The following is a 13,077-nucleotide window of genomic DNA, read 5'->3' on the forward strand; positions in this document are numbered from 1 at the left end:
ATATGAATATTGACCTGGATTTTGAAAGACTATCGGAACTCTATCTTGATCAGATCAAGCTTCGCTTGCAACCAAATTCAGACCGTTACTTATTTGACATTTCTAAGATGAATCCGAGGGCCGCAATCTCTGATCTTCTTTCTTATCCTTCGGGCGTTGGAGGCTATATATATTGTCTCCGGCTAATCGCAAGCGCAACAGGTTCGCTTGAGGCTAAAAGTCTAGCAGACCGCCTCTTTGAACTCGCACTTGTTACATATAAACAAAATCGAACAGACATTCGCGCGATTCAAGAACTATTCGCATTAGCTGATTTGAGCATCTCGCAATACGGCAAGGCCGATTCGCACTTGCAGACAATCATTTTAGAATGGATGGATACCATTTCAGTCGCTCTCTTGGATCAACTTGATCGGGAGGACTTGATTCATCACGGCTTTGTAAGTACCGATTTGGTGTCGGGCATTTGTCGTGGAATTCTGCTTGTTGAGGGATATTGCGCTCCTCATTCACTCGAATTACTTCAAGAGCTTCTGAAACTTGAGACTTGTGAAAGTGGCAAGCGAGTTAGAGCTTCTTTCAGCGGCGCTCCATCTCTTGTTTGGGCTGAAAAGGCGGTGGTTGCAAGCCATCGAAACTACGGAATCGTTCATGGTCTCGATGGAATTTGTACAACGCTTTGCAGCGCATTATCTCGTTATTGTACTACGGACTCGTATGACGCAGTTACCTATGAGCGAGGTTTGGATACGGTTGATGATTATTTGGAATGGCGGATCGATTCGGCCGAAATGAAGATTGGCCAAATTCCCATGACTGAAGTCTTGCTCAACGACGGATCATGCATCGATTGCTTTGCTGATGATGGGATATGGTGTTATGGCGGATCAGGATTGCTTGGCGCATGTAATGCCCGAATTGGCCTCGATAGCGGCCCATTCGCCCTGACAGACAAATTTGTCATGTTAGCTGATCGCGTATTTCATGATCCGGTTGCGAAGTCTCTCACCTTATGTCACGGGGAATCCGGTCGCATTCTAAGTTTGCGCAATTTTAGTGACTTAATTGACTGTGCTTTTTCACAAGAGGAATTGCGCCTGGCTTTCTGTCAGCGTCTAGGGAAGCTACTCAGCAGGGGTGATTTGTCAGGATATCTCGATCCTGACCTACTGTTTTCTAACGATCCTCTTAATATTGGTGTTCTGTCCGGATTGGGAGGAGTGGTAATTGCTTATTTTGAAACATTATGCGAACGGTTGCCCCCGTCACATTTTGCAGAAAGTTGTCTATTGGCGGCTCCGTGGCTTCGGCCATATCGAACGCTCCATGTGTGAACACGAGTGTTGATTCCAGAACGTCGATTTCGTACAGTGGATGAATGGCTTTTCTCTGCTCTGATTTGCACAGTTGAGGTGTGTCGCGCCTTTAGAGTTTTGAGGATTGCTTGAACTGGTAGTGTGACGGCGGGTTTACCGATGAAGTCATGGCCAGCGATTCGCATGGTGACGTGGTGCAGCGGTAGGAGTTCTTGAATTGCTTTCTTGAGTGTGAGGCCGGTTTTGCTCTGAGTTCCTCGGACTACAGCGAGGGCTGTGAACACGAAAGTGAGGTGGGCTTCGATCGCTTCTTGGGCGTGGTAGAAGATGGGGCGGGCTCGCAGGTCTGTCTTGGACATGCGGAAGGACTGCTTGACGTACCACAGGTCGTGGCAGGAACTGATCACCTCCCGACTTTGCACAGTTTTTGTGTGTCATTTCGCCAGAGCATTGAGGATGTGACGCCAACTTCAAAATTTCATTCGTGCGCCGCAGCTCCGCGTTCTCCTGACGCAAACGCTTGAGTTCGGCGCTTTCCTCAGTGGAAACCCGAGGACGGACTCCGGCATCCACACGCGCTCGCATCACCCAGCGCCGAAGAGGTTCCCTCGACGTCCCCAACTTCATCGCGGTATCGGCGATCACGCGGGTTTCAGATACTCCCAGATTATCCCGCAGACGATCCTCAACAAGCCTGACAGCCCGCTCCCCAAAAACTTTTATATAGTTCCTTGGCATGCGAAATCCTCTCACAAAAACCTCGGAACAAAACCCGGGATGCTTCAACGCCGAATCCTTGCTGTGCGGGGGAACCTTGTGAGATACTAAATTATGACTATCGCTAAATGGATTGTACTCGCGGTTCTCGTGCTAGTTGGATTTGCCATTTGGTGGCATTTCTCTCTGCGAAGGAGAATTGACAAGAGAATGCATGAAGCTCCGCCCGAAGAGCGTGAAGCTTTGATGAAAGTTCAACGAGATATTGATCGTGGCAAGGCGGCGCGCCAGGGATTCTTCTTCTAGGTACCGTAGACTGCGACTCGTCTACAAGGAATGTCTGATGACTGGGCTTGGCCAGGATCGCGCTAACCAGAGACCTGTGGCAGCCAAATTAGTTGATCCGTCTGTGTGAGTATTCGGTAGTCACGATAGGGCGCCCAACGCATGAACTTTGGGTTCGGACACGAGAGTTCTTCTCGGAGGTCTCTTGATACCCTAGTCTGCGCTCTGTGGGGCTACTCGTTCGAGAACGAGATCCGGGTCAAGGCCGGACGCACTCACTTCGATGAGTCTTTCACCACCCTCTCAGCACAATTGAATCGAGTAGTTCTTAGTGAGTGCTGGGATCTGTGCAGAGCTCTTCCCGATCGCATCCATTATCACTTCTTTCAACTGGACTCCGAAAACAAGCCAGATAGATGTTCGGCGTTGTCTACGCTTGCAGGGCAGCGTTCTCACATTCAAGACTTGGCTATTTGAACTCGAGATCCTGTTCTCCTTCATCCTCACGTAGGTCGACCAAGAGTCCAGGTCTGTCTGCTTCATCATTAATGCCGAATACAAGTTCGGTCGCATCGTCACGGTCGAAGTGCGTGGTTGGTGTGACGTCGGTGTTGTTGAGAACGATCAGTTGCCCGTAGTCGCCGCTGTTAACCATGTAGTCGAATAGGTTCCGTAGGAGCCCAGTCTTGGGTCTGCCTGATTCGTCTCGGCTAGTGATGAGATTGTTGCCATCGGCTTGGTGTTCGAAGCCGAGTGTTGGCGTATCGATGACGACGATTGAGGGCTTGTGGATCGCGTGCTCATGAATGTAGCGACGGAGGGTAAGGACAAGCACGGTATTGAAGAACGCTCGGTATCCCTTTCCGTGTGAGCGTTTTGATTTTCGGCCGATACGGATATCGAAGTCTGTCTGATCCAGATACGCCTGGTCTGCATCCTTGAATTGAGATTCAGCCAAGATTTCTTGCAGATACTTAGCCATGTCAGTAAAGAAGGAAGATGGAAAGAGATCCACAGGATCGTAGTCTTCGGTCGGCGCAGGTGGGCTGGTCAGTGTCGTGATCTGGTCGATTAGTTCGTCGTGTTGAGTGTCGAGCATACGACTTTCAGTGAGCCTCGCTTGGTGTGCTTCGAGGTCAGCAATTTGACTCTTGAGAGCTGTGATTCTCGGTAGGACCGCTTCAGAAAGTCTTGTTTCCGCAGATCGCTGCTCATCGCGGAGACTTTTCAGGTGAACTTCAAGCGCGGCAATCTGGTCATTGAGTGATGACTGTACTTGCGCAAGTTCTTCGAGGTCGCCCACCCGCATTTCTGCCTCTGCTTGTGCTGCCTCTTTGTAATCAGGCATTTCATGGTTAGACAGTGGGCTGCCACAAAAAGGGCAGTCTGACGGTTCGGGCAATGTTTGAATCGCCTGTTGAGCGTCAGCAACGAAAGTGAGGCGCTTGATATCGCCGATGTAGACCGACGCTAGGTCCTCATATCGGTCGGCCGCCATGGTACGAACTGACAGTTCCTGTTCGACTGCAGAGATATTTCGTGTGAGTTCCGAAAGCTCCTGCCGTGCTTGATCTTGGATGGTGTTGAGTTGAGACAGCTCGGCAGTGAGTTGTGTGATTTCAGCGGTGATATCCCGGCCATCGTCTTCCCCGCGAAATTTCTTGAGTGTTTCACGCATGCGACCAACCTGATCGAGACGCTCACCGAGAAAGGGAAGCAGGATGTTCTTTCTTGATTCAACTACGGCGGGATCCTCATGCTCAGGAAGGAGCGAGAGATCGCGGTCATAAAACAATGTGAGGAATGCTGAGAGAGTGGCGAATTTCGTCGTCGTGAAGATCGATTCCTCTGATGTGATTCGCCCTTCTGATCTATGCAATGTGTCTGAAAAGCTTTTCCAGGTTAGTGGTTTTCGACTGCCGTATTGGTTGGTAAGAACTACACGTCGTTCTTTGATCCCCAAGAGACGGAGCAATAGGTCTGAGACCGTTACCCCGCTGGCTGAAGATTCCGTGGGTTGTGCAGGATATTCGTCATAGGGAATGCCGAATACTGGATCTGCGGCAACCGTGATTTTTGAAGAACCAATGGTGCGAATAAGTTTGACTTTCCCTTCGTCGGTGCGGAGGGTCATCGAGATGACGGAGTAGCCGGTTCCAGCAGAAAATGGCCTGGTTGAGCCAGCCAGCATGTACTTGATTGTCTTTGCGAGATAGGTTTTCCCGGTATCTGATGGGCCATGGATGATGTTAAACCCGGGCTTGAAGTCGACTTGTGTTGAGGCAACGCCATCTCCTGAATAGATGATGTTTTCAATCCAGAACCCGTTCTTCATCGCTCACCTTCCTCGGGAGTGCCCAGTCCCTGTCGTTCAACTTGTTTGATGACTTCATCCTCACTGTGCGAGTCAACGAAAGGGAGAATCGATTCCACGGCTCGTCGAAATTCTGAGGCATATTGGTTCATCAACTGTCGGGAGAATTGTTCCCCGGTTGTGTTGATCTTGAATCGGATTCCTGTGGGGGTTGTCTGCGGATCTATCAGTCCTCGTGTGACGGCAAAGCGGATACCCTGGTGAATTTGTTGTGTTCGGGTTGCGAGTTCTGAGGCCGAATAGATCGAATTGCCGTGAAGGTTGGTTGAGTACATCCCAAAATTTGCAGCGTTTGTTGCCATGAAATCGATCGCCACCAGCATTCGTTGTGTTCGTGCCAGGTGAGGCCTGGCGGCGAGAATCATTGTGATTCGTGATGCGAGTGACAGATCAGTGTTGTAGAGGTTACGAATTGTCATCTGCCCACCTCAACTTGTCATCGTTGACGAGCATGTGCATGATACCGTGACGCTGTCGCATGCCAAATAGGCGCGGCGTGTTGGACACAGGGGATTTGTTCAGAGAAATTCGTGCGGCCTGTTCCAATGTGGCAAGTAGCCGCTCATACTCGGACGGATGATTCCTCTTGTATGTTGGGCGAACACCGTGGTAGGCCTCATCCTTAATTGATTCAAATTCATCTTCACCGTCGAGGCTTACGTCTTTCAGTAATTCTCGAAGTGTGTCCGCAAGGTAGTAGTCCTGGCGCGCTTCATTGAAATCTTCGAGGTAGTCGCCGCCGTGATCTTGGAGGGCCTCGAGAGAAATATCTATGCCTGATTCTCGACACAAAACTGTTGTCAGCTGTTCTGTGTACTTCTTCTCTTGATTTGCAATCTTTCAAAATAATGTTCAGCAAATAAAGATTATAAAAACAAACACTATAAATTACTTTGAAAACTATAACCTTCAAGCAATATCTGACCTATTTAGAAAAATCTTCCTTGGAATGCTGAAAAGACGGTATTCTATACCGCATAGAATGACGAGTATAATATCAAAATGCTGAAGAAGGCCCATAAAAATATATAAATAGTTATTTGCAAAATAATGTTACGTATAAATATGGATGCTTATTAATTAGCCAAAACTCCTCATAACGCTTATTACATAATAGCTACACTGACCTATTTCAAAACTTATTTACAGAGAACAGAGGATTTTCATAACGTTTAGCACAATATATATAAAACAAAAGCTCTAAGCCATAACCACTAAACTAGTGATTCGGCTCAGAGCCACAAAATATAAAGGTTTGCAAAACAAAGATAGATAAAGCTTCTATAACACAAATTAACTACCGAATCTTTTTGCGTAATTATAAGAAGCTACCTAAGACTTGTATCCCTATTTTCTAATCTTTGAGTAGGTTTTGCGAGCTAATCTACCAATTCTACTTTTACGAGGTAGTAGCTTTACTAGAATCCTTTTTACGAGCGACTTAATCCTGCCTAAAATACTAGGCTTATGTATTATCAAGTTTCTTTGCATACGCATTATAATAGATTCATAGTATCCACTTTCTTTAGCGTATTTCCAGAATAATTCCGCGTAATCTACCTCAGGATCACTCCATGGTTTATCTGGACCAGCGTAGTGAATAATCTTAGGATTCTTATGTGCTAAGTCATATTCATCGCTTAGATACTTTGGAGCGCGAGAAATAATTTCTGGGCGTCTCATATATCGCCAGTTGAACATTACGTTCCAAGTCATATCAACGAATTTTACTCTTCCTTGTGCAAGGTTATTCAATACATCTTGGTCTAGCAACTCCCATTGGTAAGAGCCTGCATATTTCAACATTTCTTCAGTTGAATATGTTTTTCTAAATTCTTCTAAGTTGAATAAGATAACACCTGCTTGGAAGTAATTATATGGTTCCTTAATCTTTAGAATATTGTCCATATAATGCTTTTTATCTGGGAGAAAACCATTGTATAGGCCAGCAGTATCAGCGTCATGACAAGCTGCAAGTAGTACACCAGTGACATCAGTCTTATACAGCTCAGCAACGTCATGGTTTACAACTAAGTCAGAGTCCAAGTATAAAATTTTCTCGTAATTAGGCATGATTTTTGGCATAAATAACCTAAACCACGTTTCGATAGTGAAGTGTCCTCTTAGGAAAAGGTGTTTAAACTCATTTTCAAAGCGTGATATATCAACAAAACGCAACGAGAAATTACTGTTATCTTTGAAGATATCGTTTAGTCTGCGTTGATTTACAGGTGAGATATTCTTGTTCATTACGAATATATCGTAATTATTTTCATTAGATGAATTTTGTTTTATTGATGTAAGTACTGTTGCTACGTATGGAACATAATAGTCATCTGCAGCTAATGCTATAGCAACATTGTTGTCCTCGAAAGCTGGTTTTAGCTCCGGGAATGGATCAGTTTTCGTAAGTAGTACTGTTGGCAGTTCCCTAATTTTTAGTTGTTTATGATCTTTTAGATGTGCAATATAGATGTTTAGGAGACGTTCTGCTAAGTGTCCTGGTGTCCTGATTGCTTCTACAGAGTAATCTGTGTAATCAATTCTGTTATCGCATTCAAATAAAATATCGAAAAGCCATTCATTGTATTCGTTGAATAAATCTTTTCGCATTATGAACATGTTATTTAGGTAAGTTTTTTTACCAGATAAGTATTTTTCTGCGTATGGTATGTAAATTGGATATTTTTCTTTGAGAACATCTAGCATGATGTCTAAGTCTTTTTCATGTAAGTAACCGGAACCACAGTATTGTTCACGTATATTTTTACCCATATTAGGCATTAATGTGATGTCTTTAGCTTCAGGTAGAACAATATCGCATTCTTGTACTAGCTCTTGTATATGGTTTTCTGATAAATCATACTTTTCAATTACAGCTTTGCTGAGATTTGCCTCTTCTAGAGTACCCCATACACTAGTATCTTTTGAGTATTTGTTATTAAAAGCAAAATACCTTCTATAGTGGAAAAATCCATAGTAATCGTAGTCGCAGTTTTTCCATGCCCAGTATTGTGCTGTCAATTCGCAGAATCTTGGGTTTTTTTCAGATATATTCTCACCATTATCATCTTGTAGGAAATTTGGAATCCTGTTTCTTCCTTTTATTCCTGCTCCTACTTGTACGGGAGCGAAAATATCATTTTCAATGTATTCTGATAGCTTATGCGAAGATACAAATATTTTAATAGAAGGTTTGTTATTCATGGTGTCATGTTATCAATAAAGTTAGTTCAAGTAAAGTTGATATTTATTGAATAATATTGTTGTTTTTGCAAAGAAAATCTAAAAAATAGGTATGAAGTTTTCTCCTTTAAAATACTACTGCTTTGTTTCACGTTTTTGTTAGAGTTATCGTGTTTTAATATTCAATATTTGCTAATGTGATTTTGCTTATTTTAAATGGGTAAATTTATTGTTTCGTTATTTCGTAGATTATTGTTTGTGTTATGCGCTTGACTTTATTAAAAAAGAAAATTTTCTGGAAAACATTTGTAATATATAGAGAGTATTTTACTGAAAACATTCCAAAGCTTTATGAAAGTTTTATGATAAATATTTTATGTTTTGTATAAAATAGTGGAGTTACTGAGTAAAACTTGTTTTCTTTTGTAAGCTATGGTTATTGTTGTGTGTTTAGGGGGCCACTACTTTTATAAAGGTAGAAATTAGTTGTTATATAACAACTACAGTGCTAGTGTTTTAATGTGGTTTTCGATATATCTACATTTAGTAATTGATACTTACTTTGTGTATGTATGTTAAAGTAAAGAGGAATGCTATGGAAGCTACAAAGGCTGTAACTTGGACTTTTCTTCAAGAGATACCTGTTCCTGAAGATGTTGTAGAACTATTAGTTGAAGGTGAAGAACCTTTTGTTGCTTATAAGACTGTACGTGACTCGGCGGTTTTTACTTCTAAGCGTTTGATTGTACGTGATGCTCAAGGTATAACTGGTAAAAAAGTTGAGATTTATTCTCTTCCTTATTCCTCGATAAATATGTGGTCTACTGAAAATGCTGGCCGTTTGGATTTGAATGCTGAAATACAGCTATGGACACGTGCAGGTGATATTAAGATTAAAATTGACCGTAATCTTGATATTCGTAGCCTTGATAAACTTATTTCTAATTACGTTTTAAATAGTAAATAGTATTCAGAACAAGAGGCTATATTTAGAGTTATATCCATCTTGGTCTAGGAATTATAACTTTTGATTCAAATAAATTTATTTTATTACTGCTTGAGAAAGCTGTAGGGATTTGTGCAGGCTCGTTTGTATTACTTTGGGTTATTTTGTGTTCATATTTACTTATGTGTTATGGAAATATAACTCATCTAGAATATTTTATCGTTAGGTTTAAATAAGTCTTTTGCAAATTATAGATGATAAATGTAATTATAAAGTTTGCAATACGTCTCTTTTTCGTGTATATATAAGTTATATAAATTGAATATATAAATAAAACGATATGTTACTTTCTTTTAACTTGCGATTTTCCCCTGAAAGTAACAACATATCGTTTTATTTATTTTTGTTCCTAAAAATTCAAGTTTTATCTGTAGCGACGAATCTATCACTGTAAGATTTGAAATAGCTAATAGTCCATTTCCACATTACACAAGATAAATATATTACTGCGCAAAAAATAGTAATCATACCACCAGAAGACAAACCTACTTGTATACTTACCCAAAGCCCTAAGCAACCAGCTAGTATATCTAATAGGGGAGCTAGTATTAATGCAGTCCAAAAAGAGTTTGTGACGTATATTGCTCCAGCTGCTGGACCTACGATGAGAGCAATAGATAGTATTGAACCAACTGCTGGCATTGCTACAACTACTGTTAATGTTATTAAAGATAGTATTATGAAATCAGTTATTTCTAGATTGAAACCTGCAACTTTGAAACCTGTTTCGTCAAAACATGCAAATAGTATTCTTCTACCATAAACTGTTATTAGTATTAGAGTGAATATAAGGCTTATAAAAGTTATTTTTATATCTAGACTATTAGAAGTTAAAATATTGCCTGATATAAAACTTCCAACTTTTACTGGTAACGGCTGAAAAAGTTTTAACAGTAAGAATCCTAGTCCAAATCCTACAGTTAGAAGTATACCTGCTGCTGTATGTGATCCCTGCCCTTTTACTTTAGATATTGCATTCATAAAATAAATCATTGGTAGACACATGGCAGCGGCACCTATAAATAGGGATAAGGATAAAATGTGTGATTTGCTAGCACTGTTAAAAGTGTCTAGGTTAAATAATACTTTTGATGCTAAAACGACACCAACTATTGCTCCTGGGAAAGTTGCGTGTGTTAATGCTTGGGTGTAAAAGACTCTTTTGCGTAGGCAAGCCAATACTCCTACTATTCCAGATAATGCACCTAATAATATTATTTCAAGATAAGCATTGTTTATAAATTGCATTATTTCACCAACTCTTTGTGTGCGTTGGCACTATCTTTTTTAACATTCATTTTCAGTAATAAGAACCTCATAGGATATGCAAGTGCGTAGAGAATAGTCATGTAGCAAATTACCATCGCTTGAGGAGATAATTCAACTACTTCAGAGGTATAAGTAACGGTCAGTAAACCTAAATATCCGCTAAATGTAGCAACAAAAATCGATATAGGTATCATAGTGGAAATTCTATTACATATAAGTTTTGCTGTTGCTGGAGGTATTATAACGTACCCAATTGCCAGTAAAGTTCCTACAGCTGTGCTGGCTGCAATAACTGCGAAAGTGATACTTAGGTTTAAAATCAAGTCAGTCCAAAACACTTTGTAACCGTATCCTTGATACCCGTCCAAATCAAAAGCTCGAAATACTTGTTCTTTCCATGTTGTACAGCATAATAATAAGCTTATAAAACATACAAAGATAGTTTGTGTTACAAGATCTTCAGTAACTGTTAGTAATCGACCAAATAATAGGGATTCCAGCTGTCCCGACATGTCTTTTACATAGCTTACTATTACTATTCCTATACCGAAAAAAGTAGTTAATGTAAGGGCTATTAGAGCTTCACTGCTTGTTTTATGTTTTGTGGATATAGTAAATATGAAAGCTGAAATTATTCCTATGAAAACTGCTCCTGGAATTATACCTATTACGCCGTTTAGTATTGCGAAACCTCCAATGATTCCGGGAAATATTGCGTGTACTATTCCTTCAGAGATGAATTCTAAATGTCTGAGATTTACTAAGACTCCAAGAGTGCCTGAGATGATTCCTAGCAGAATAAGTATTAAAAATGGCCTAAAAATATATGAGGCTTCAGTTAAAGGCTCTAAAAAGAATATATAGGAGGCAAATGTCCTTAGAGACTCTATTATTTCTTCAGGTAAAGAGGTAAAACTATTTAGCATTTATTGTTGCCTTTCTTCCTCATTATCTGTAATGAGAGCGAAAGAATTTGCTCCGTAAGCTGCAGATATATTTTCCCCTGTTAATGTAGATTCTATATCTCCAAATGCGATTTGCTTATTTTTAATAATTAGTACTTTTTCACATACGGAATAGGCTAAGTCTAAGTCGTGAGTGGAAACTATAACAGTAACATTTTCTTTTTTTAAGTCTTTGATTATGTTTATTAGTGCTTTTCGGTTAGGTTGATCTAAACCGTTGAAAGGTTCGTCTAAGAGTAGCAATTTAGGGTTAGAAACAGTTGCTCTTGCTACTAGAACACGTTGTTGCTGACCGCCTGATAGATTTCCAAACTTTTCATTAGCTCTATCAGCAAGCCCAACTTTTTCTAGCATATCCATCACAAGTTTCTGGTCTTTAGGCTTGATTTTCTTAAACCAGCCAATTCTTGAATATAGTCCCATTGTTACTACTTGTTTTACTGTAACTGGGAAAGTTGGATCTAACCTGGAAATTTGTGGAACGTAACTTATGAAGTTTTTATATTTTTCATACTCAGTATTTTCTAGGACCTTTAATTCACCATTTGTTATTTTACAAAGATGTAATATGGCTCGTAGCAATGTAGTTTTTCCTGATCCGTTAGGACCAATTAATGCTAATGCTTCACCTTGCGCTATTTGTGCATTTATGTCCATTAATACATCTCCTGCTCCATATGAGGCGGATAGATTATTGAATGTACATACTGGTAAAGTTGTGCGAGCCATATTATATTCCTTTATTTGTACTGTATAAGGGGATGTATGTTATGAATTTTAGCTAAATTATTTGTTATTTCTTGTTTTTATCGTATTTCTTTAACAACTTTGGTAAGTCAGCAATTTTTCCACCAGTGTTTTTTACGAATGATTTAACATTGTGAATAATAGAGCCAATGTATGTTTCACCGCTGCTGCCTTTTGGACCTAAGGAATCTCCATACATAGCGTCGTGTTCACTTGCTACTTTTACTTTTGTTTCTCTAGCTAAAGTTTTAATGTTCTTATCAGAATTAGAATTTTCCGCAAAGATAACTTTTGCTCCAGAGTCTTTGATTTTTTGAGCGACTTCTTTCAAATGTTGAGCTGTTGCTTCGCCTAAATCTGAGAAGTCAGGGATAGCTGAGCCTAGGAATTGAATTTTGTAGCGCTGTGAAAAGTAGCCAAAAGCGTCGTGGCTAGTAAAGAGAATACGCTGATTCTCTGGTATTGAATTTATGGATTTTTCTGCCCACTTGTCTAGTTCATCTATGCTTTGTGTGTATGAAGTGCCGTTTTCTTTGAAGAATTTAGCATTTCGTGAGTCGGCACTTGATAAACCTGTAACTACGTTCTCAACTTGTGTTTTAGCATTTAGAGGTGATGTCCAAATGTGTGGGTCGTTCTCAAATTCTGGTGCTTGGCCATTTTCTCCAGGGAATGTCCACTTATTTAACTTTACATTTTTGCTTGTTTCAACTACTTTACCTTTAAAACCTGATGCTTTTATAGCTTGGTTTAGGAAAGCTTCTAAATTGACACCATTTTTTAATAGTAAATCAGCTTTTTCTAGAGCTTTCATTTGTGAAGCTGTTAGTTCTAGTTCGTGTGCAGAAGCATTTGGAGCTAGAAGACAAGTTAAATCAACTTTATCTTTTGCTATTTCTTTAGTGTAGTCGCAAATCTGTGTTGTAGTTGCTACTACTTTTAGTTTTTTAGTGTTGGATTCAGCTTTGTTTGTATCTTTGCTGCTTGAGGAACAAGCAGTTAAGGTTGTTCCCAGCGAGACAATTGTCAGAATTGCTAGTAATTTTGAGTTACGCATTTTCAATCTTTCTTCAAGTAAGGCAGTGCTTACCTATTTCTTATTTTCGGCTATGTGAAATTAATTATAAAGTCTATTGAAGAATAAATAAATAGGGTAATAGTTATAGTTGCGTTTTTATACAAAATGAGATTTTCTTTTTATATTAACTTTTA

General features: G+C 40.2%; 10 protein-coding genes and 1 pseudogene. 2 read left to right on the forward strand and 9 right to left on the reverse strand.

The window, feature by feature from the left end; translation table 11 throughout:
* The first annotated feature begins 2 nt into the window (after positions 1 to 2).
* Positions 3 to 1,334 (forward strand): lanthionine synthetase LanC family protein, encoded by a 1,332-nt coding sequence (locus tag HCQ94_RS01790; RefSeq protein ID WP_166981329.1) that lies wholly within the window; start codon positions 3 to 5, stop codon positions 1,332 to 1,334.
* A 441-nt stretch (positions 1,335 to 1,775) separates the two neighbouring features.
* Here HCQ94_RS01790 and HCQ94_RS06310 read toward each other — a convergent pair.
* The 5 genes and pseudogenes from HCQ94_RS06310 to HCQ94_RS01815 form a co-directional block, all read right to left on the reverse strand.
* A pseudogene (locus HCQ94_RS06310) lies at positions 1,776 to 1,916 on the reverse strand (IS3-like element IS987 family transposase); the annotation flags it as partial.
* An 871-nt stretch (positions 1,917 to 2,787) separates the two neighbouring features.
* Positions 2,788 to 4,653 carry an ATP-binding protein gene (locus HCQ94_RS01800; protein WP_166981331.1) on the reverse strand — a complete coding sequence of 622 codons (1,866 nt, stop codon included), beginning with the start codon at positions 4,651 to 4,653 and terminating at the stop codon, positions 2,788 to 2,790.
* Positions 4,650 to 5,111 (reverse strand): ABC-three component system middle component 2, encoded by a 462-nt coding sequence (locus tag HCQ94_RS01805; RefSeq protein ID WP_166981334.1) that lies wholly within the window; start codon positions 5,109 to 5,111, stop codon positions 4,650 to 4,652. The genes HCQ94_RS01800 and HCQ94_RS01805 overlap by 4 nt, the downstream gene beginning before the upstream one ends.
* Positions 5,098 to 5,529: an ABC-three component system protein gene (locus HCQ94_RS01810; protein ID WP_332835449.1), complete on the reverse strand. Its 432-nt coding sequence runs from the start codon at positions 5,527 to 5,529 to the stop codon at positions 5,098 to 5,100. The genes HCQ94_RS01805 and HCQ94_RS01810 overlap by 14 nt, the downstream gene beginning before the upstream one ends.
* 510 nt (positions 5,530 to 6,039) lie before the next feature.
* The gene (locus HCQ94_RS01815) at positions 6,040 to 7,899 is read right to left on the reverse strand and encodes a DUF4422 domain-containing protein (RefSeq protein WP_166981339.1); all 1,860 of its coding nucleotides are present in this window, start codon (positions 7,897 to 7,899) and stop codon (positions 6,040 to 6,042) included.
* 574 nt (positions 7,900 to 8,473) lie between these two features.
* Between HCQ94_RS01815 and HCQ94_RS01820 the strand changes: the two genes are divergently transcribed.
* Positions 8,474 to 8,845, forward strand: coding sequence for a PH domain-containing protein (locus HCQ94_RS01820; protein ID WP_166981342.1), 372 nt, complete (start codon positions 8,474 to 8,476; stop codon positions 8,843 to 8,845).
* Positions 8,846 to 9,241: 396 nt separating this feature from the next.
* Here HCQ94_RS01820 and HCQ94_RS01825 read toward each other — a convergent pair whose 3' ends face one another.
* From HCQ94_RS01825 to HCQ94_RS01840, 4 genes are all read right to left on the reverse strand, one after another.
* Positions 9,242 to 10,132 (reverse strand): metal ABC transporter permease, encoded by an 891-nt coding sequence (locus HCQ94_RS01825; RefSeq protein ID WP_166981345.1) that lies wholly within the window; start codon positions 10,130 to 10,132, stop codon positions 9,242 to 9,244.
* Positions 10,132 to 11,079: a metal ABC transporter permease gene (locus tag HCQ94_RS01830; RefSeq protein WP_166977117.1), complete on the reverse strand. Its 948-nt coding sequence runs from the start codon at positions 11,077 to 11,079 to the stop codon at positions 10,132 to 10,134. The genes HCQ94_RS01825 and HCQ94_RS01830 overlap by 1 nt, the downstream gene beginning before the upstream one ends.
* Positions 11,080 to 11,847, reverse strand: coding sequence for a metal ABC transporter ATP-binding protein (locus HCQ94_RS01835; protein ID WP_166981348.1), 768 nt, complete (start codon positions 11,845 to 11,847; stop codon positions 11,080 to 11,082).
* A 64-nt stretch (positions 11,848 to 11,911) separates the two neighbouring features.
* Entirely contained in the window at positions 11,912 to 12,922 is a 1,011-nt protein-coding gene (locus HCQ94_RS01840; RefSeq protein ID WP_166981351.1) for a metal ABC transporter substrate-binding protein, read from the reverse strand.
* Positions 12,923 to 13,077: the final 155 nt, after the last annotated feature.

The organism is Actinomyces sp. zg-332, assembly GCF_011751945.2.
Classification (GTDB): domain Bacteria; phylum Actinomycetota; class Actinomycetes; order Actinomycetales; family Actinomycetaceae; genus ZJ293.

Excerpts from the sequence above, each read along its gene's own strand:
- HCQ94_RS01800 (WP_166981331.1), bottom strand. The coding sequence starts at position 4,653 with ATGAAGAACGGGTTCTGGATTGAAAACATCATCTATTCAGGAGATGGC.
- HCQ94_RS01815 (WP_166981339.1), bottom strand. The coding sequence starts at position 7,899 with ATGAATAACAAACCTTCTATTAAAATATTTGTATCTTCGCATAAGCTA.
- HCQ94_RS01835 (WP_166981348.1), bottom strand. The coding sequence starts at position 11,847 with ATGGCTCGCACAACTTTACCAGTATGTACATTCAATAATCTATCCGCC.
- HCQ94_RS01830 (WP_166977117.1), bottom strand. The coding sequence starts at position 11,079 with ATGCTAAATAGTTTTACCTCTTTACCTGAAGAAATAATAGAGTCTCTA.
- HCQ94_RS01840 (WP_166981351.1), bottom strand. The coding sequence starts at position 12,922 with ATGCGTAACTCAAAATTACTAGCAATTCTGACAATTGTCTCGCTGGGA.
- HCQ94_RS01820 (WP_166981342.1), top strand. The coding sequence starts at position 8,474 with ATGGAAGCTACAAAGGCTGTAACTTGGACTTTTCTTCAAGAGATACCT.
- HCQ94_RS01790 (WP_166981329.1), top strand. The coding sequence starts at position 3 with ATGAATATTGACCTGGATTTTGAAAGACTATCGGAACTCTATCTTGAT.
- HCQ94_RS01825 (WP_166981345.1), bottom strand. The coding sequence starts at position 10,132 with ATGCAATTTATAAACAATGCTTATCTTGAAATAATATTATTAGGTGCA.
- HCQ94_RS01805 (WP_166981334.1), bottom strand. The coding sequence starts at position 5,111 with ATGACAATTCGTAACCTCTACAACACTGATCTGTCACTCGCATCACGA.